The sequence below is a fragment of the Gimesia aquarii genome, from assembly GCF_007748175.1.
In the GTDB taxonomy this organism is placed as follows: Bacteria; Planctomycetota; Planctomycetia; order Planctomycetales; family Planctomycetaceae; genus Gimesia; species Gimesia aquarii_A.
Genome location: NZ_CP037422.1, coordinates 2318201 through 2338976, shown reverse-complemented (window position 1 = coordinate 2338976; position 20776 = coordinate 2318201). Strand labels below are relative to the sequence as shown.

At 44.1% G+C, this 20776-nt stretch carries 14 protein-coding genes; 11 read left to right on the top strand and 3 right to left on the bottom strand.

The genetic code is table 11. From position 1 onward, the window contains the following. Window positions 1–35 precede the first annotated feature (35 nt). From V202x_RS09260 to V202x_RS09250, 3 genes are all read left to right on the top strand, one after another. Window positions 36–1925, top strand: a complete 1890-nt coding sequence (locus tag V202x_RS09260) for a hypothetical protein (protein ID WP_145173392.1) — start codon at window positions 36–38, stop codon at window positions 1923–1925. Between the two features lie 291 nt (window positions 1926–2216). Next, window positions 2217–3383: a hypothetical protein gene (locus V202x_RS09255; protein WP_145173389.1), complete on the top strand. Its 1167-nt coding sequence runs from the start codon at window positions 2217–2219 to the stop codon at window positions 3381–3383. A gap of 45 nt (window positions 3384–3428) precedes the next feature. Further along, entirely contained in the window at window positions 3429–4229 is an 801-nt protein-coding gene (locus V202x_RS09250; RefSeq protein ID WP_145173386.1) for a class I SAM-dependent methyltransferase, read from the top strand. An 8-nt stretch (window positions 4230–4237) separates the two neighbouring features. Here the strand turns inward: V202x_RS09250 and V202x_RS09245 are convergent, their stop codons facing one another. After that, a complete protein-coding gene (locus V202x_RS09245) occupies window positions 4238–4771 on the bottom strand; it encodes an adenine phosphoribosyltransferase (RefSeq protein WP_145173383.1) in 534 nt (177 codons plus the stop codon). Beyond that, on the bottom strand, window positions 4764–6497 hold the full coding sequence (locus tag V202x_RS09240; RefSeq protein ID WP_145173380.1) for a serine/threonine protein kinase: 1734 nt from the start codon (window positions 6495–6497) through the stop codon (window positions 4764–4766). The genes V202x_RS09245 and V202x_RS09240 overlap by 8 nt, the downstream gene beginning before the upstream one ends. A gap of 151 nt (window positions 6498–6648) precedes the next feature. On the opposite strand from V202x_RS09240, the gene V202x_RS09235 reads away from it, so the two are divergent. Continuing rightward, window positions 6649–7053 carry a sirohydrochlorin chelatase gene (locus V202x_RS09235; protein ID WP_145173377.1) on the top strand — a complete coding sequence of 135 codons (405 nt, stop codon included), beginning with the start codon at window positions 6649–6651 and terminating at the stop codon, window positions 7051–7053. A 70-nt stretch (window positions 7054–7123) separates the two neighbouring features. On the opposite strand, the gene V202x_RS09230 is transcribed toward V202x_RS09235, so the two are convergent. After that, a complete protein-coding gene (locus V202x_RS09230) occupies window positions 7124–8137 on the bottom strand; it encodes a DUF1573 domain-containing protein (protein WP_145173374.1) in 1014 nt (337 codons plus the stop codon). 959 nt (window positions 8138–9096) lie between these two features. On the opposite strand from V202x_RS09230, the gene V202x_RS09225 reads away from it, so the two are divergent. From V202x_RS09225 to V202x_RS09195, 7 genes are all read left to right on the top strand, one after another. After that, complete coding sequence (locus V202x_RS09225) at window positions 9097–9870, top strand: hypothetical protein (RefSeq protein ID WP_145173372.1); 774 nt, start codon at window positions 9097–9099, stop codon at window positions 9868–9870. Window positions 9871–10134: 264 nt separating this feature from the next. After that, window positions 10135–11193, top strand: coding sequence for a tetraacyldisaccharide 4'-kinase (gene lpxK / locus V202x_RS09220; protein WP_197993307.1), 1059 nt, complete (start codon window positions 10135–10137; stop codon window positions 11191–11193). Window positions 11194–11507: 314 nt separating this feature from the next. Next, entirely contained in the window at window positions 11508–12281 is a 774-nt protein-coding gene (locus V202x_RS09215; RefSeq protein WP_145173365.1) for a hypothetical protein, read from the top strand. Between the two features lie 100 nt (window positions 12282–12381). Next, window positions 12382–14541: a PQQ-binding-like beta-propeller repeat protein gene (locus tag V202x_RS09210; protein WP_145173362.1), complete on the top strand. Its 2160-nt coding sequence runs from the start codon at window positions 12382–12384 to the stop codon at window positions 14539–14541. A 91-nt stretch (window positions 14542–14632) separates the two neighbouring features. Then, the gene (locus tag V202x_RS09205; RefSeq protein ID WP_145173359.1) at window positions 14633–15235 is read left to right on the top strand and encodes a peroxiredoxin; all 603 of its coding nucleotides are present in this window, start codon (window positions 14633–14635) and stop codon (window positions 15233–15235) included. 164 nt (window positions 15236–15399) lie between these two features. Further along, window positions 15400–16080, top strand: a complete 681-nt coding sequence (locus V202x_RS09200; protein ID WP_145173356.1) for a hypothetical protein — start codon at window positions 15400–15402, stop codon at window positions 16078–16080. A 187-nt stretch (window positions 16081–16267) separates the two neighbouring features. Continuing rightward, window positions 16268–20749: a PQQ-binding-like beta-propeller repeat protein gene (locus tag V202x_RS09195; protein WP_197993306.1), complete on the top strand. Its 4482-nt coding sequence runs from the start codon at window positions 16268–16270 to the stop codon at window positions 20747–20749. Window positions 20750–20776: the final 27 nt, after the last annotated feature.

Here is a 20776-nt window from a genome sequence, read left to right as displayed (position 1 = left end):
AAAGTATTGTTGGGGAACAATCAATGGAAGAAACAATGTCAATCGTATTTGGTCAATCGGTACCTCAACAGCTGTTTTCGCTGACTGATGAAGAATTCCTGCTGACGGTGAAATGGAAGTCAAAATCAACCAGGGATTTGAAGAAAGCTGCGCAAGTGGGAGATCTGGACCGATTTTCCAGGGGCTTAGGTTCACAACTCAAAGAAATTTCGAAGCAAAAGAGACGGGGTAAACACTCTGAAGGGATGCTCTGGGCTGCTCTCTGGTCTGAAGATGAGACTGAGAATACATGCCGCACAGCGGATTTAATCAATCTTGTCAAGTCGATTCGAGACGTATCTGAAAAGAACATAAAGGGGACAAAGAAAACAAAGCGTAAAAAAACACCTGAATTGAGCTGGGATGAAGTCAGCCGTTTATTAGTGGGCTGGTTGGATCAGGTTTGCATTTCAGAACCATTATTGCCATATGAGTTATTACTTTTAACTGAAGTCGTGGAGAATGTTGGGTATTGTTTAGCTCCCTCTGCTTTGGTTACGGTTTGGCGCCATTGTCTGTTCGCGGCTGCTTCACTTTGTTTCAATCTTGAAGAGACTGATTTTTCAGATACGACAGAAGATCAAGTGATTCTCATTTCCGGTGAGTTGCCCTGGCGATTAGGGTTTCTCTTCCAGGAGATTTCAGGGGCAAAAAACTTTCGACAGTTAGGGCAGCAGAATCTGCGAGATTGCTTTTTTGATCGAACTGATACAGATGGGACACCACATGCGGACTTCCATGCCCGTCTGGATTACTGGTTGGCCGCATTAACACGAGCGTCGTATATCGGTCATGTCTGGGGAAAGTCAGTATGGGATCAGGAGGCTCAGGAACGATTTCAATGGTCGGTTGAAAATTTGATTATGCTTTGTGACGGTTCAGGAAAAATCGCACTTTGTCCTGTGCATGCTGTCGAGCATTATTTCTTGCTTACGCTCGCGACTTATTACACGGATTTACCTGCCAGAGGAGTTGAGCGTCGATATTTAAAGGCGCTGACTTCCGGAAAAAAGCGTCAAAAGTTTTTCTTTCAGACAGATGAAGAACCTTCCAATCAGTCTGACTGGTCTGCTATTGCCACCATGCGCAATTACTGGTCTGACGCGTCAAACTTGCTGGTCACGACCTGGAATAGCGACTTACCTGAATTGAGTTTATCAACAACAGGTAAGTTATTAATCGAAGGTGACTGGGATTTTTCACTCACCGCTGATGAACGGGCAATTTCGGGAGATGGTGAGTGGAGTTGTATCTGCTGGCATTCGGATGAGGATGCAGATTATCTGGAACTGCAAATGGATCTGGAGTCTGGATACAAGTTGGAGCGACAAATTTTATTACCGCGTAATCAACATTTTGTTTTTCTTTCCGATATTGTCACAGGAACAGAAACAGCAAATCTTGAGTACCGTTCTGTGATTCCCATTTCTCTCGGCATTAAAGGTTCTTTGAAGGAAGGGACTCATGAATTACAACTCAAAACCAAAGGCTTGTCTGCCCGTGTCTTTCCGATCGGTTTGCCACAAGAACGTGACTTCTTTCAGCCTGGCAGCCTGACCCTGGACGACCAAAATCAGCTCGTATTACATCAGGCGTCTCTCGGAAATGCCCTGTATGCGCCGTTAATCATCGATTGGGAGCCGGGGTTGAAACGGAAACCTGCAGACTGGGCTAGTCTGACTGTGAGTGAAGGGGGCAAAATTTCGGCTCGGGATGAAGCTTCGGGACATCGATTACGTATTGGTGCACATCAGTTGTTAGTTTATCGCAGCCTCAAGAAAGGCGAGAATTCACGTGCCGTGTTAGGTCATAACACCAATTACGAATCAGTGATCGGCCGGTTTGATAAGAATGGTGATGTATCCCCACTGTTATTTGTCGAATAGCCTGTATCCAGGTTTATTGTAGCGTCTCCAGGACTGTTTGAACCTCATATCATCACTTTAAAATGCTATGGTTAAATTGGACGCGCTATAGCTCACGCGAAATACAGTGAATCTTCTCTTTCTCGATTGGCAGGGTACTCAGAACGATCGAGAATTCTTACAATGGAGTGTACGAAAGATTTCCTACTCTCGTTTGCAGGCTGCACTGGTTTTGTGCAGTATAGTAGGCGTCCAGAACATAGTTTGCTGAATTCCGTAAAACTGAAACGATTTAAAAATAAGAGAAAAATCATGTCTGAAGATGTATTTACAGTCCTGGAAGAATTACAGCAGCAATCTCCCGAAGCTGTGCTCGAACAGTTGATCGAAACGTTAACTGAGCAAAAAAATTATCATCGCCTGTTTGATGCCTTATTGATGAAAAAGAAGCAGTCGCTGGGAATTGAACTCTTACAACCAACCTCATTTGATACTGTTCCCGAAGCGCACAAAAAAGAATTTGAGCAGGCTTACATTGACGCAGCGCGTGAGATTGGTGCTTTATTCCTTGAAGAAAAACAGTATTCCGATGCCTGGTTGTATTATCAGACGATTCAGGAGCCGGAGTTGGTTGCCTCGGCCTTGAATAAGATTAATCCGCGAACGGTACCCGAAGATAAAGTTGAAGAACTGATTCAGGTTTGTGTGTATGAAGGGGCAAACCCGGAGAAGGGGTTTGAGATCATGCTGAATGTTAATGGGATCTGTAACACAATCACCGTCTTTGATCAAATGAATACCCAGCTCAAACCGGAAAGTCGACAGCAAGTCGCACGCCTGTTGGTCGACCAACTTTATGGAGACCTTGTACAGTCTTTGCAGTATCAGGTCCAGCAAAAAGTTCCGATGGCACAGCCGACGGATAACCTGAGAGAACTGATGGCTGGACGGGACTGGATGTTCGAAGGGGGCAGTTATCATATTGATGTATCGCATTTAAACTCAGTTGTACGCTTCGCCAGACTTTTGTCTGACGATGATTCCAATTTACCCAAAGTCATTGAACTCTGCGAATATGGTTCTCGTTTGGATGAGCAGTTTCAGTATCCTGGGGAAACTCCGTTCGAGGATTTTTATCCTGCTCATCTGCATTTTTTCAAAGCGTTAATCGGTGATGAGAATGATCGTAATCTCGGGATCGCTTATTTTGAAAAGAAGCTGGAGCTCGAACCAGATGCTGATGATAAGCAGATGATTGCCTATGTGTTGATCGATCTGCTCACACGCCTGGGGCAGAATGATCAGGCAATTGAACTGGCTGAAACACATTTGAGCCAGTTTGAAGATCCAAATACATTTTCTTTTACCGACTTATGTCGAGAAACGCAGCGCCTTGATATTTTGCAGAAAGTGGCACGTGGAAAAGGTGATTTGGTGACCTTTGCAGGTTCTTTACTGGATGCACAAGGTAAGGAATAATTTCGAAATCTTAAACGCGATCTATATGGAATCGAGGCCTTTCGTATGTCCCACCTGCCTACCAACCGTGCTGCCTGGAATCGGTTGGCAGAAAATCGCAGCCAGTTTACCAAGGTGGCTACCGATGAAGAATGTCGCGCGCCCTTAAAGGCCTTAGACTCACGTGGCTGGTTGCCTGCATCTGTAGAGGGAAAACAGGTGCTCTGTCTGGCATCGGGAGGTGGCTGGCAGTCTATTCTTTATGCATCCGCGGGCGCGCACGTGACTGTTGTCGATTTAAGTAACAAGATGTTGCAACTGGATGAACAGGAAGCGAGACGGCGAGGGCTTAACGTGCGTATTCTGGAAACATCAATGGATGATTTATCTGAGCTTCACGATGCCTGGTTTGATATTGTACATCAACCTGTGAGTACCTGTTATGTGCCTGATCTCGAAGCTGTTTATCAAGAAGTGGCACGTGTCATGCGGCCCGGGGGACTGTATATCAGCCAGCATAAAACCCCCACCAGTTTGCAGATTACCAATCGGGACCAGCAGAATTCTTATGTGATTGGGTTGGAGTATTACCAGCAAGGTCCGTTGCCGAAAGGAGATGACCGTTCCTATCGTGAAGAAGGGGCAAACGAATACTTACATCGCTGGGATCAGTTAGTAGGGGGGTTGTGCAGACAGGGTTTTGTGATTGAAGATTTACGTGAGCCATGTCGAGCAGATCCGAGTGCACCGGTTGGTCATTTTCGACATCGCGGTCGATTTGTCGCGCCTTATGTGCGAATCAAGGCGCGACGTCTGGAGAGTCAGACGAATGATCAAAACTCTACTGCGATCTGGGTTCCTGAGTAGAACGACTCTTATTCAGAATCATACTGAATGAGAGAAAAAACGTCGCAACCATTCATTTTATGACGTGCCTGTAAGAATAAGAGTTCGATGAGAAAGGCACAACCTACGACTTCCGCGTCGGTGTGTTTCACAAGTTCAATACAAGCTGAGATCGTACCACCTGTTGCCAGAAGATCGTCTACAATCAGCACACGATCATCGGTATGAATCGAATCGGTGTGCATCTCCAACGAATCCGAACCGTATTCCAGTTCATAGTGAAAGGCTCTGGTTTCAAAGGGAAGTTTGCCTGGTTTTCGAATGGGAATAAAACGTGCTCCCAAAGCCAATGCGAGTGGTGCCGCAAAGATGAATCCCCGTGCTTCGGCGGCAAGGACTGCTGTAATTTTTTTATCGCGATAGTAGTCTGTCAAGCGATCAATGACTTCTTGGAATGCAGTCGGTTCAGCAAGTAGGGGCGTAATATCTCGAAAGAGAATTCCTGGTTTGGGGAAGTCGGGAATTTCACGGATATATTCTTTTAAATTGATTTGATTATTCATCAGGTGTGTTAGCTTTCTGAGCTTCTGATTGAGGTTGTTCAGTCTGATCGAATTCTGGTAAATTAGCGAGATTCTCTTTGGCGCGTCTTATGAATTCCTGTGCTGCTTTTGCTTTGTCTTCTTCATATAAAACAATCAAAGCATTCCAGAGGGCGGCTGCTTCTTTGTACTTTTTTTCTTCAGCAAGCGCATCTGCATTTGCCATGGCTTGCGTTAACATGACAAATCGTTCGGCATTTTTACGAGAGTCTTGTCGTAGTTGGTTCAGCATCTGTAAGGCAAGATCTCGCATTTCTTTTTGATCAGGATTTTCATTGAGTACATCAACTAAAGCAGCAAGAATATGTTCTGCTTCAGAATTATTACCGATTTCCAGATAATGTTGTGCGAGCATCATAAATCGCTGTGGTTCATTCTGGGGGGCGGAGCGTGATCTACGTTTGGCTGTGATACCAGCTTTTGTGCTGAGCTCATAGGTTTTGATCCGTTCAAGTCTGTCTTCAACCCGTGTCCCCCATTCATCGGGATGTGATTCCAGAAGTGGCAGCAAATATTTATCGCGAGCAGTATACCATTCCGGATTTTCTGGCTGTTGCAAGATTAACTCGGATTGTTCGAACATTTCCTGAGGAGAGAGTGCGCGTTCCTGGAACCAGAAATAGCCTCCTACCATTACTAATATCAGTAGACCAAGTAAGAAAAAAGTGTTGTCAAATAGTTGGCTCAGGCGCGAGCCAGTGCTTTCCGATTCCAGTTGTGCCCTCATTAATCCTTGCATCAAGGTTCCAGCACCCGCCTCCGGTTCAGAACCCGATTGAACCACGGTGGGTGTCTCTGAAGAGTTATTTGTTTTCGAGAAGGCGTAGGTATCTTCAGAGGTCGACATTTCGAATTTGTTCAACACTTCCTGCAATCGGCGAGAAAGGACATAAGCATCCGGGAATCGTTTCTGGGGATCTTTTTCCAGTAGCTGGCAAACGATCTCTTCGAGCCAGGTGGGCAAGTCATCGACATATCTTCCGGGGAGATCAAACTGTCCATATTTTTGTTTTTGAATAATGGCCAGCATCGTTTTTCCGCTAAACGGAGGCTTTCCGGTCAGCATGACATACATGACCGCACCCAAAGAGTATAAGTCACTCTGTTTAGTAACGCGCTTCCCCTCGGCCTGTTCGGGTGACATATATTCCGCTGTGCCAATAATCCCGCCGGTGACAGTGAGCTTTTCTGTTGCAAACAACTGGGCCACACCAAAATCAGCAAGCTTAACACTGTCATCCTCTTTGAGGATTAAGTTAGAAGGTTTCAGGTCGCGGTGGATGATACCGGCATCATGGGCGGCTTTCAGTGCTGAGCAAATCTGGATGGAAATATTAACCGCGGTTTTCCAGTCGATCCGTTTTTCTCTATGGAGTCGTTTGGTTAATGTTTCTCCTTCGACATATTCCATGACATAGTAGTAGATCTCATTGTCAACACCACTGTCATAAAATTCAATCACATACGGGTTGTGCATTTTTTTCAGCGCTTCAATTTCGCGATGAAATCGCTCGACAAAACCAGGTTCGCGGGCTAGTGCACTCGGGAGTACTTTAATGGCTACTTGTTGATCAGTGTGAATATTCGTTGCCAGATAAACTGACCCCATTCCGCCGGCGCCAATTTTTTTCCCGATCAAATATTCTCCCAGCCTTTCTGGAGTCACTTCGTTTTCATGCTTGTTCAAGATTGCTACTCGATATAGAGATGAATTTGAGACCGTTGAATGATGTCGTTGCTCATGGATTTACAGAATTTAAGTTGTACAGTGTCCAAGAAGAGTGAGAAGTCTATAATCTCATCGATCATTCAGTAATTGTATTATTGTTATCTCTATTATGGTTGAATCTATGTCTGATGCAAGAACGAAGGCGGTTCTCCTGATTGCACATGGCAGTCGTCGTGCTGCTGCCAATCAGGATCTCGTGAAACTGGCTGAAATGTTGCGCGAACGGGAACAATTTCCGGTGATCAAGATTGCCTATCTTGAGTTAACAACACCAACGATCCCAGATGGTGCGGCACAGTGTGTGGCGGCTGGAGTAGATGAGGTCCTAATGTTACCTTATTTTTTGTCGGCAGGAGTGCATGTACAGAACGATTTAGAGCAGTATCGCGAGGAGTTTACTGCTAAATATCCAGGCATCAAATTTCGGCTCTGTTCCCATTTGGGCTTACATCCATTGATGCTGGAAATTGTGGTGGACCGGTTGAATGAGCCCGAAAGCGATCGTCCTGAATGAGAATGATTAAATAAAAAAGGGTACTCTATTGAGTACCCTTTTTTCTCGCAATGAAGAACTGATGTAGGAATCAGTTCGTTTTCGTATCCGAAATTTTACCATACGCTTTAAATGTAATCGGTGTATTACGTCCAGCGATTGTGACAGTAAACTCTTCTGAATAATTTCCGGGTTTATTCGGCGGAGTAATTGTCAATGGTAAAACGTGAACCGGCTGGGCTGCTTTGGGCATGCGAATTTTGAATGCTTCATCATCTGATTCACATTCAATTTTATTGATTTCGAAAGGCTTTTTACCCCTGATCACAACATTCACAGTTTTTTCCTGACCGGGAACCATCATACCCAGTGAAACGACCTGGGGAGTGATGGTAATATCTGGTTCCACTTTTGCTTCAACCAGCAAAGGGACTGTTTTGAAATTCACATCATTCGTTTTGAGAATGAGCTGCTCTCGGATTGGTCCGAGTGGCGTCCCCGGAGCAAGCTTCAGCATCACGTTATAATTCACGCGTCCACCGCCACGGGCGGTCTCGACGGCTTTGGCTGTGACCGAAGGATTTTTAGATTCGATGCCGGTAATAGCCCAGTCATCACGGCCAGCATAGGCTAACCCAACTGTTGTCTCTGCTCCTTTTCCGACTTCCACTGAACCAAAGTTAGCAGCACCGGGAGTAAATACGACGTCGGTACGGATATAGGCTGTAATCGGAATCCGAACTTCAGCATACTGCGGAGCATCAAGGGTGATGATGACGTTTGAATCTTTACGCCTTTGAAAGCGTGTCGTATTCATTTTGACTGCGATATAACCTTCTTCTCCACTTGCCAGAGTGCTTTTGGAAGGTTCTGCGGCAGAGCAACCGCACGTCGTACGTACATTCGAAATATGGACAGTGTTTTCGAGGTTATTTTTAATTTTCAGACGGTATTCCGCATCAGAGCCACGGGCAATGACACCGAAGTCGATTTTGTCCTTGTTGAACAACTTCTTAGCCCATTCCTGGCCATAGGAAGTTGAGCCGCTCAACACAAACAAAATCAAACCCAGAATACCAAATCGGAAACTACTCTTTATAAACATGGTTGAATCTCATTTCTGCAAAAAAAGAATTAACTTTGATGTATGAATAAGTTTGAGATGCTGAGAGCTCTTTTAGTAGGTAGGAAAATTAACCGACTTTCAGCACTTCACTCTTTCATCAATAGTGCAGAATCCATTCACAGAGACGTTTCACACTACGTTATATAATCAGGCTTATACAAACTTTTGGACATTTTCTGAAAATCAGAAGCTTTAAGAGTTTATCAAAGCTCTATTATAGTAAGTTTACGTGTCCGATATCAAATTTGATCTTCAGATCACGAAGATATCAGAGTGTGTGACAAATACATCAGTCGGCATCGACACTTTGGAGATGGCAATTTAGTTGCCATACGGTGAATTGTCAATGTTGTCTGTTTCTCTTCCAAACTGCTAGTGCTCACCGGACTAAGCGGACTAATCCGACTCGATTCAGGTCCTTTCAGGGGTATGTTAGGAATGTCACAAATAGTTTCCATAACTGGTTTTGGGTGAATAGTGATTGCATATGGATTTACCATCAAAACTAGTGAAGATTGATTCAATCGTTGTGTCTTTTCAGTTTGAAATGACATATTTTGACAGGTTTATCTAAATTGATTGAAGTGGATCTTTTACCAGTTCGGAAGGACTCCTAAAAGAATGCATCTCAAATCAAAAAGAATCGACTTTCTTCAATTTCATTCCCGCACCATTTTCCCGAAGTGATACGCTTGGAATTAGAGTGTGCTTCGTAACAAGCCACTCTGGCAAATACAGCAATTGAATGATTAGGGAGATGGGATGTCTCTCGATATCAAGCCAGTCTGATTTTTATTGCATGAGTCAACTGGTGCGTTTCATACAATATCTAAAGAGTTTTGATTTTGCGTTAATGATTATGAGAAACATCACTGTGCTTACAGTGAGCATTAAGAACTTCAGTTCGGTCTCATTGAAACAGGGAGCATTAGGTTAAGATGATAAAAATAAAAACTGCCAAGGCAGGTCTTACCGGACTGTTGGTTCTGGGAATGGCCTGGATGTCAATGGCAAGCCCGTTAGAAGCGGGGCATAAATGTAATTCAGGCCATTGTAAACATCGAGGCATGAAACTTTTTGGTTCAGGGAAATGTTGTAGTCCCTGGAAACTCGGCCATAAACATAAACACAAATGTAAATCTGGATGCCTGGATTCCGTCTATGGTGTCGGGGCAATAGCAGATTACTATTATCAAGGAGCCATCTATGGTGGAATGGGATACAATTCGCGCAGTAGTTGCCAGTCGTGCCAGGCTGGAAGTGGTATTGCTGGTCCTTATGGGATGCCAGCCGGTGGTGTCGTACCGCCGCCATTAGCGAGACGAGGGATCCAGATCCATCCCACTATTTTGCATTATCCCGGGACGATGGGGACCGCGTATTCTCGTCCAACCCGTATGATGCCTGTAGAGGGACCAGATAGCCATCCCCGTCAAGCGGGTTTGGATATCTATGCACCTGGTGCGACGGATATTCGAGTTGTTGCGCTGAATGTTCAACGCGACGAGATGATTGGTTACCGTGATCCTGAAAACGATGACATCTGGGAGTTTGTTACAAAACGACCTTTAATTCCCGGAGTGCAACATGTTTATCAGGTTTACGCAATTTTTCCTGAGACCGGAGACGTTCCGCAAACTCGACGAGTCCGTTTGATTATGGGACGAATCGTTGAACTGAGTTACAAGAAATATAAGAAGAATTATAAATAGTGCTGATCACACTTGCTTGTAGCATTTTAGAGCCTTTCGACCCTGTAATGCCCGAATACAGGCTGCGAATGCTCTAACTGGTTTCGATTCGTTCCACAGCACCCACGCCCTGTTTTGATCGTGCTAGTTTTTTGAGATGTGAATACTGGCTATTGATTAGCCAGATTGATTGCACTCAGCTATCATGTTCTGAACAGGGCGTGTTTTTTATGTTAACACCGCCCACATCATTTCACCCTGTCGAGAATTGAAGCAGGCCGATTCGTGAACGAAGTGGAATATTTGAGAATCATCTCAGGCCAAAAAACGGACTTGAGAGCCCAAATTCTCAAACCCTGCCTCTGGCTTTTAAGTTTACCTTACTACATTACCGTTTTGATTCGAAATTGGATGTTCGATAGACATTGGCGTTCAGTAAAGGACGTGGCCGTTCCCGTGATCAGTTTAGGGAATCTTACAACGGGAGGTACAGGTAAGACGCCGTTAGTTGCGTATCTGACTCAATGGTTTCAAAAACAGAATATCAATGTGGCTCTATTGAGCCGCGGGTATCGTTCTTTGCCTGGCGAGGTAAACGATGAAAAATTATTACTAGATCGTCTTTGTCCCGGAGTTCCACATTATCAAAACCCGAATCGGCTTGCTTCCGCTGTGAAAGCCGTTGAAGCAGGCGCGCAACTAATGATTTTAGACGATGGATTTCAGCACCGTAAAATTGCGAGAAATCTGAATATTGTTTTGATCGATTCCCTTTGTCCGTGGGGACATGGTTATTTATTACCACGTGGTTTGTTGCGCGAACCAAAGTCGGCGTTAAAGCGGGCGGATTTAGTGATTCTCACGCGTACTGATCAATGTTCGCAAGCAGAACTGGAGAACTTGACAAGTGAAATTGAGAAACAGGTTCCTTGCAATTTGATTGTGCATGCTGAGTTTCGGCCGCAGTATTTAGTGAATGCGCATGGAGAAACACAATTACTGGAATCTGTAGCGAGCAAAACAGTAGTCTCATTCTGTGCAATCGGAAACCCTGAGGGCTTTAAGCAGACTTTGAAACGCGCTGGTTTTCAGGTTGCCCGAATGAAGGTATTCCCCGATCATCACCACTATTCCCAAGCAGAGCTAAATACAATCGGAACTCACGCTACGGCTGCTTCAGCAGATCTGATCCTGACGACATGCAAAGACCTTGTAAAAATCAGTGAACACAAGTTGGCTGGAGTACCAGTCTGGGCTGTCGAAATAGGAGTCGAAATCACAGTAGGTCGCGAAGCCTTTCAAGAGATCCTGCAGAATCTTGCAAATCAAGTGTCCTCCTGTTGATATTACAACACGTGCATGATTCATTGAAAATGGGCTAATTCAAACATAAAGACCAGCTTATATAGTCTTTAGTTCCTTCAAAGATCCGGGAAATTGCAGTAATCCTATTTCATAAATGCTTGATTTTGGGTCTTTATTCTGTCATCCTGAAGGTAGAGAATATCTCACAGAGTGCAGGTGGTTTGTAGAGCATACAGATCATACCCAACTTATAACCCACCTACAGTACGGATTATTTAAGAATGCAGATTCCGTGCACCTACCTCCACAATAGTCAATCCAATCAATATTTAAATAAACGAGGTATTTAGATTATGCAAAAAATGAATTTTAGCCAAATAATTATTGGCGTTCTTTTGGTTTCGATTACAAGCTTTCTTGCACCAGCAAACGTTTCTGCAGCTGGTTGGGGATCGGTAACAGGGCAATTCGTATTTGATGGTCCCGTGCCGAAACCGACAGTTCAACGGAAAAAGGGAGATCCTGCTGTGAAAGACGCAGCGGTCTGTGCGAGTATGGAGCATTTAAATAACGATCTGGTAGTGAATCCAGAGAACAAAGGGATTCAAAATGTTTTCATGTATATGAGACGGGCAAAGAAAATTCATCCCGATCTGAAGTCTTCCAAAGAAAAGAAAGTGGTTTTTGACCAAAAGGGATGTACCTTTGCCCCACATGCCTTGATCGTGCGGACCGACCAGGTGGTAAACGTGAAGTCAGATGACGGTGTAGCACACAACACGCATACCTATCCGATTAAGAATCAAGCCGTGAATTTTATTCTGGCCCCCAATGATCGTACCGGAAAAGATGTTGCCAACGTCATTCCTGAAATTCTACCGATGCAGGTTAAGTGTGATATTCATCCCTGGATGACCGCTTACTGGTTTGTTGTTGATCACCCTTATGCGGTTGTGTCTGACAAAGATGGAAAATTTACGATTGAAAATCTTCCCGAAGGGAAAAATGATTTTCGTATCTGGCATGAAAAAGTCGGTTATGTTGAACGAAAATTTACGGTTGATATCAAACCGGGAGAAACGATTGATTTAGGACAGATTAAAATCAGTCCTGCTAAGTTTAAATAACGGATCTTATTTGTCTACGAGATTTCAAATTAGGGACACGTCTACTAAGGCGTGTCCTTTTTAGTGTCAATCTGCTGATAATGTTGAGGTTGCCAAAACCATGCATAGGCTACGCGGTTCCATCGCTCTGATCATGTTGGGAACCCTGAGTCTCTCAACTGAGATCAGTTTTGCTCAACAGGAACGGGTAACCAATCCACCAAAATTTCGCGAGTCTGTCTCATTAGACGTGAATAATGCAGTTCTCAAAAAAATGGGTTCTGTTCGTGATTATTTAGCTTCGCAACAGTGGGAAGATGCTGTCAACACTTTACGTCAGATATCTGATGAATATGGTAACTCGCTTTACCCGGAATCGACGGGTCGTTATGTGCGGGTCTCAGAGTATTGTCAGATTTTCCTTTCTCAGTTTCCGCCTGAGGCGATTGCCATCTATCGTGAAAAAGTAGATCCTCGTGCGAAGCGCTGGTGGGAAGAAGCAATTGCAGAATCGTCCCAAAAGCCGCTCCTGAATATTGTCGAACAGGCGCTAATGAGCAGTTATGGTGATGATGCTTTATATCGCCTGGGTAATATCTCCTGGGAACGGGGGGATCTTTCGCAGGCACGCGCCCATTGGAGAAAGTTGATCCCGGTTTCTAATGCCGAAAAACAGGGTTCAAATCCAGGCGTGTTTCTGTATCCCGATACTGATTTATCAGTGCCTGAAATTTTGGCTCGATTAATTCTGGTCAGTTTTTTTGAGGGCAATTTCAAACGCGCGGAATTTGAGTTGAATGTGTTTCGTAAACGTTACCCACAGGCTGCAGGATCTCTTGCCGGGAAAGGGGGAAATTTTGTTGCGTTGCTCTCTGACATTCTCTCAAACCGAGCATTGGTTTCTCTGCCGGATTCTACGACAGAAATGCTGACGTTTGCCGGTCACCAGACTCGAAATTATCGTGCAGAAAAAAAAGTAGATGTGGGTGCTGTCGCGTGGTCTTTTCGGATTCCGAGAACTGGAAATCAAGAGTTTACTCGTAAACCAGCATTTAAACAGGCAGTTGCTCCCGGAATCTTTCCGGTTGTGCACCGCGATCATGTTTTTTTCAATGACGCCGAACGGATTTATGCATTGAACTGGAAGAGTGGACTACCCGCCTGGTCTACGGATCAAAATGCCAGTCCTGTTATTTATCCCTCTGTGTTAGGAGGCTTTTTCAGGAAGCCATTTCGTCCCGTGGTGGGTGTGCCTCGTTTCACTATGACAATTTCCGAAGGCCGGCTCTATGCACGGATGGGACCTCCGGTGACTTCTGTTGCGAAAGATGAACGATTAGGTCTCTTTTCAGATTTAGTCTGCCTCGATCTTGACCAGGGGCAAGGGAAATTGCTTTGGAAAATTTCCTCTTCGCAATTGCGCGAACAGAATTTTATCTGGTCTTTCGAAGGGACACCTGTCATTTCAGGCAGCAAGTTGTTTGTCGTGTTGCATCGTGGATTTCCTCAAGTACAAACGAACGTAGCCTGTTTTTCGACTGAAACAGGGGAGTTAATCTGGAATCAAAAAGTTTGTATGGCGTTAAGAAACATTGAAGAGGGAGTGAATTATATCAGCCACTTGCTGCTGACACTCGCGGAAGGTCAACTTTACCTTTCAACAGATATGGGAGCGATTGCTTCACTAGATTCAGATGATGGCAAGATCAACTGGGTTGTAACCTATCCGACACAAGAAGAATCTACGCATACTGAATTAAGCGATCACATGAAAACCGGAATAGTTCCTTGTTTGTATGATCGAGGAATTTTATACGCGGCACCTCAAGATTCCTCTCTGTTGATGGCCTTTGATGCTGATTCTGGTTTGTTACTTTGGGAGCGAGAATTTCCTGAACCAATCCGCGATTTACTGGGCGTGAATCAATCAACCTTGTATGTGAGCGGCAATCAGTTATTCGGTTTAAACAAAAGAACGGGAACTGTTAGCTGGAAAGTCGGTTATCAAGACCCTGAAGGGTTTGGATATGGGCGAGGAATATTGGCAGGAAAATATGTATATTGGCCTTTAAGGGAAGAGATTCTTGTGGTTGATGCAGAACAAGGATTTCTAACCCAAAAAATTGCCTTGGGGTCAATTCATGGTGAATCAGGTGGCAATCTGGTTATGGTTGGTGGACGATTATTAATTGCGCAACCTGGCAAATTAACTGCATTTGATAATTATGGCAGGATACAAGCTGATGATTCACGGAGTGTTCCTACAGGATTGATAAAATAGTGAAATAAGATGTTTTTTTGGACAATCAGGTGACTGATTTATTGTCGGTTTACAATCAATGATCTGTAACTTTTGAAATAAGGTAAATGAAATGACAGGTTTGTATCGTAAAACTTTCTCTTCGTTGTGCGGTGTTTTGTGTTTATGTGGTTTTTCAGCGAATGGGTTTGGTCAGGTTTCAGGTCCTCCTGGAAAAGTGGATGTCGGCGATTCTGCGCCTGCTTTCACTGCGACAGATGATCAAGGCAAAGGCTGGAAATCGACAGACTATGTTGGCAAAAAAGTACTGGTTGTTTATTTCTATCCTGCAGACTTAACTGGTGGCTGCACAAAGCAGGCATGCGGATTTCGAGATGATATGAAAAAGCTTCAAGGTAAAGATGTAGAGGTGGTTGGAGTCAGTGGCGACTCTGCAAGAAATCACCGGCTCTTTAAAAAGGAGCATGACCTCAATTTCACTCTGCTGGCTGATGAAGATGGAAAGGTGGCTAAGAAGTTTGGTGTTCCCTTAAGACCTGGTGGCACTATTAAGCGAACAATTGATGGCAAAGAAGAATCATTGACCCGAGGTGTGACGGCTGCCCGTTGGACTTTTGTGATTGACAAGAATGGTAAAGTTGTCATGAAAAATACCAAAGTGAAAGCAGCAGACGACAGTAAAGCGATTCTGAAGCTCGTCAACAACTTGAAATAGTGATGTCCGAATGTCTGGTTTGTTTATGAGAAACTTATCAGTATCAGGCTGCCAACTCACCCGCAAAATTCCTCTTTCGTACTCGACAGTCGATGCGTTGACGGCATACAATTGATTTTGCGGGTGAGATTTCAGTTTGTGTTTGATGATGGCGGAGAAATACCATGCAGGGAATTAGACTTAACAAGATTCTGGCAACCTCGGTTGTAGCTCCTTTGATTGTAGTCACTCTTTTCTCTGGCTGTGGGCAAACTGAAGTTTCTGAACCCGTTAAGCCAGATTCTGAACTGGGAGTGGCTGCTGAAATTCCAGAGATAGAAGCAGACATTGAAGAGCTGGAAATGAATGAAACGCAGGAAGTGGCTTTTAGATCTGGTATGGAAATTGGCGAAGTGCCTCCTGCCTTTCATGTGGTTGATGTGACTGGAGCTCATAGAGGGAAGCATCTCTGCTACCGCTGTTTGTATGGAGACCGACCTGTCGTTGGTATTTTTGTACGTGATTTTGATGACAATACGAAAACACTGATTAAGAAAATTGATCAGGAAGTGAAGTTACATCAAGATAAAAAGATGGCGGCTTTTGTTGTTGTACTAACCGATGAGCCGGAGTCAGCGAAGTCCGATCTGGAAAAGATCGCCACAGAAAATGAGATTAAAAACGTTCCCTTGACGGTATATCTGGGGACCGATGGCCCTGTGGGGTATAATGTCGCAAAAGGTGCTGAAGTGAACGTGATGATGTGGCAGGGTGATGTAAAAGCAAATCGCGCGTTCCAAAAGGGGCAGTTAAATGATCAAGGAATAGAGGAAGTTATTGCCGACACCGAATTGATCATCAATTAATTCTCAATCCTACCAGTTCAGATAATGTCAAGGGTTTCGATGCTCGCTCGAGCCCTGTTTATTGTTGTGTTTCTTTTAGCAGGAAGTTGAAGTTCTTCATTCGCCTATGGTTTCTCGAGTTCAGCAAGACAGGTCTAGCAGACTGAGTTATCACCATGTTTGTTTCGTAGTGATTCTCCTGTTTCATTTGGCTACATTTTCCGTTCCTTGTAGCGCCCAACCGTTACGTAATCTGGATCAGTCAGAACTGCAAAATTTCTTTCCGACGAGCCGTACGTACTCAAAAAGTTATCAAGAAGCTTTAAAGTTAATTGGAGAGGAAAAGTATGCGATCTCAATTCCTGAGTTGCAGAAGGTATTAGAAGCACCGGAAGATTACATTTTCAGTAAAAAAGATTCTGGGTTTGTCAGCCTAAAACATTTGGCACAACAGTCGATGGCTGAATTGCCACCTGAAGGAAAACGAATTTATTCGCAGCAGTATGGAGCTACAGCAGAACAACTCTTGATTCAGGCAAAAGAACAACATGATGTGAATCTGTTACAAGACGTTGTTCGACGTTATTTCTTTACGATAGCAGGTGCGAATGCAGCTTACTCCCTAGGGGCTTATTATTTTGAGCGGGGAGATTTCTGGGCAGCGATCCAGCAGTGGGATGCTTTGCGTAATCAGCATGATTTAGCGGGAACGAAGGAGCCACATCTCACCTTCAAACTAGCCGTCTGCTGGTATCATATCGGTAATTTGGGAAAATCCCGTCAAGCATTGATGCGGTTAGCACGCTTGACTCAGGGAGAAGCATATCAATTTCCGAATGGAAAAAGAGTGCCATTGTTTACAGCTGATGAAAATCCCGTGGAATGGTTGTCCCGTCTGGTTGGTAATCCCGACTTGAAAGCAGCACAGGAACAAAAAAGTTGGGCCATGTATCGTGGTGGTCCTTCACGTTTGGCATCGGCCCGGTTTGCTGTTCCTTCGACGAAACCGTTTTGGCGTTTTTCTACAATCAATCATTCGAGTCGTAATGATCTACAAGCAGCACCTTTGTTAGAAGAGCTAGTTCAGAAACTGAGGAAACATCGCCGCAAACACTTTGAAGGAGTACTACCTGCGGCTAGCCCTATAATTGTGAATGATAAGGTTATTTTCAGAACACATCGCAATTTGAAGGCTGTCTCTCTTTCGACGGGCGAATTGAGTTGGGAAACTACATTAACCGATGCACTCTATCATGAATTGCTAAAAGATGCAGAGAATTCAGATCAGGAATTTTCTGGCGCCCCTCAGACTCCATTAGAAAAATATCTGGCACAACGCGCCTGGCAGGATTATACCGCCGGGCATTTGAGTTCGGATGGGAAGCTGGTCTTTAGCGTCGAAAATGTAGGATTTATTGGAGGGTTTTATCACTTCACGATGCGGGATAAGGAAAATATACGAGTCCCAAAATCTTTCAATCGCCTTATTGCTTTTGAAGTCGATTCTGGAAAGTTTATGTGGGAGGTCGGTGGTCCCCGTCTACAAAATGCGATTGATTACTCAGGCCATTATTTCTTAGGCCCCCCATTACCGTTAGATGGAAAACTTTACTGTCTGGCAGAGGAAGGACGGGAATTTCGACTTTTAGTTTTGGATTCTCAAACAGGGAAAACACTCTGGACACAATCGTTGTATCGTAGTAACAACTCGATTGCGAATGACTATACCACAGATCGTCGATCCGTAGATCACGTGCGTCGCAGACTGGGCCTGAGCCCCTCTTATGCACATGGCGTGATTGTCTGTCAGACTGGAAGCAGTTGTACAATCGGCATCGATGCCGTCAATCGCAGATTGCTGTGGAGAAAACTTGAGGAAGATGGCGAAATAGACCCTAGGCTAGCGGTTTACTCAAGTATGACCTACAAAAATGTAGAAGGTTGGGCAGAATTTGCTCCGATCATTGTGGGGGATCGAGTTTTGATTCATTCCCGCAAACAGCAAAGTATTCAATGCCTGAATCTTTTCGATGGAAGATTATTATGGTCACGTCCTCGTAAGGATAACCTTTTCGTGGCTGCCATTCATGAAGGGAAAATATTATTAGTTGGTAATGATCAAATTGAAGCGATTAAAGTGAGTGATGGTTCACTCGCCTGGCCAAAATCGGCTCTGATTGGCGCACCAAGTGGGCGAGGAGTTGTTGTCAAAGATACCTATTATCAACCAGTTGAAACTGGTGAGATCTTGTGCATACGTCTCTCTGATGGTTTTGTACTCGTACGATCACAAATCAAAACAGCGACAGCAATTGGAAATCTCGTCGCCGCAAAGGGAATGATTGTCTCTCAGAATGAGACAGAAGTTGTTGGCTTTCAGTCTGTGGAATCAATCTGGCAACAAATTCGTCTTGCCAGTCAATCTAATCGGCCGGATGATTTAGCATTGGCCCAGCTGTTGCGCGGCGAGCTTGAATTATATGCCGGTGATGTTGATCAGGCGATGCAGAAAATAGAGAAATCGATTCAAATTAAGCCTACTTTACGAGCAAAACGGCTTTATGCAGAACTGTTACTAAGTAAGTTGGAGTACAACTTCAATCAGCATCAAAATCAAAAAGCGAAAATAGAGAAATTCCTGGTTAACGATAAGCAAAAGCAGCAATTTTTTAAAATTCTGGCGATCAATTACCAAAGGCAAGGCAATATTGAAGGCGCATTTCAAAATTATTTCCGACTTTCAGAGCTCAAGAATGTTTTCCATGCGGAAAAAACGCATGCCGGTTCATTTGTACGTATGGATCGTTGGATTCGAGCTCAAATCGAATTTATCGCCGGGCGTGCATCTTCAAGGCAACGAGCTCTGATTAGGTCTCTCTTTTCCGAATATTATACGAATTATCTTGTGAACGCAGAACGGTCTGACTTGGAACGTTTTATTTATTGTTGTGGTAATCTACCAGAATCACAGCAAGTCCGGGTTGCGCTGATTCGATTATTTGAGCAAGCCATCAATGAGAGTTCAGAAACACAACAACAGCAGCTTCATCGAAAATTGATGCTACACCTTGAGCATCTGAGAACTTCAAAGCAACCACTCATGACTGCGTTTGCTACTGCAAAGCTAGCGGAAATTTATCTTCAGTTGAATCGTTATTCGCAGGCTGCCGAGTTATTGAAGGAATTGGAGACACGTTGGCCGGATCTGATTTGTATGGATGGAAAAACTGCGGCGCAGTTAGTTCGGGAATGGCGTTCTGAGTCAGATTTTCAGAAATGGGAGCAGGCTCATTCCAGTTGGCCAGAAGATGCAGCTCAAGTTTATCAGGGTGAACATCCAAAGGGGCAGAATTTATCTTTGCCGGTTGAGTTGATTGGCCTCTCGAATTCACTCTTTGATAATTACCGAATTGAGATTGGTCCCGCAAAAGAATTTCTTTTCGCGTTTGACGGTCAGGGAAAACAACAATGGGCTTTTCCGTTGATTGAAGCAGAAATTGAAGTGCCAGGCCAACCTTATTTTTCTGCGCGAGTCTATCAACAATATCTGATTGTTAATTTTGGCTCTCATTTTTTTGTGCTTGATACTTTGAATGCAAGTTCCACGCATCCACCTGAATTATTATGGAAGCAAAGGATGATTGCAGGCCCACCAAGTGTACGTGATTATATTTCCATAGAACGCAACGGGCAAACTCCCGTGTTACGCGATTTTTTAGTGCGAAACATGGATCGTGAGTTATTAGGAAAAATCGGTGCAGTTAACGAAGAGTTTATCACATATCAGATCGGCAATGAATTGATTGCAGCAGAATTGCTGACAGGAAAAATATTATGGAAGCGACAGGGAATTGTAAACGGCAGCAGGCATTTTGGCGATGCAGATCATGTCATCGTGGTTGCTTCTGAATCGTTTTCATCTCATTCACGCTATGTCTTATTTAGTGGTCAGAATGGTGAGGTACTACGTTCATTCAAACTTGACGAAGGTGAGTCTCCCAAATTTGCTTTTAACCGGTTCTTGCTCACAGAAACAAAAGAGCCCCGTCGACTGCAATTACGAGATTTAACAACTGGCAAAGCGATCTGGAGTCAAGAGTTAAGTGAGTCTTCGATTTACACTCTTGGACAAAATTATGAAGTTGTACTGATCGATGATGAGAGAACCATTTCATTTCTGGATTTGAGAACGGGTGAAAAGCAGTTTAATGTCAAAGAAAAAGTTTCCGCTCAACATACAAGTGTGTTTATGCTGCAAAATTCACGGCAGTATTTGCTGTTTGCCAGTCAGCCGTTTCGTAGGAAAAAAGGCGTTTCGTATCGTTTATTAAGTGCGACTTCAATCGGCTTTAATGGGGGGATAGTCTATTCTATAGACCGTAAGACTGGCGAATTAATGTGGTCATGCCCATTGGAATCTCAAGGAGTGGATCTCTCACTGTTTCTCGATCTTCCGGTGATAGTCTTTGGAAGACAAACAAGTAATGGGCATCCCTCAAGAGAGGGGCCGCAGATTGATTTGCAGTTAGTTGATTTACGTAGTGGAAAAGTAATTTTGAATGAAACGACTCGAAGCAATCGGTCGCGTATCTGGATTGTGCCTGATGTAGACCGAAAAAACATTCTAGTTGAACCATTCCAGATCAGGCTCAGCTATGAAGAGCCACCTGTTGCTGCGCAGAAACCGTAGTAAGTTTTGTTGGCGGTTGCTGTATCT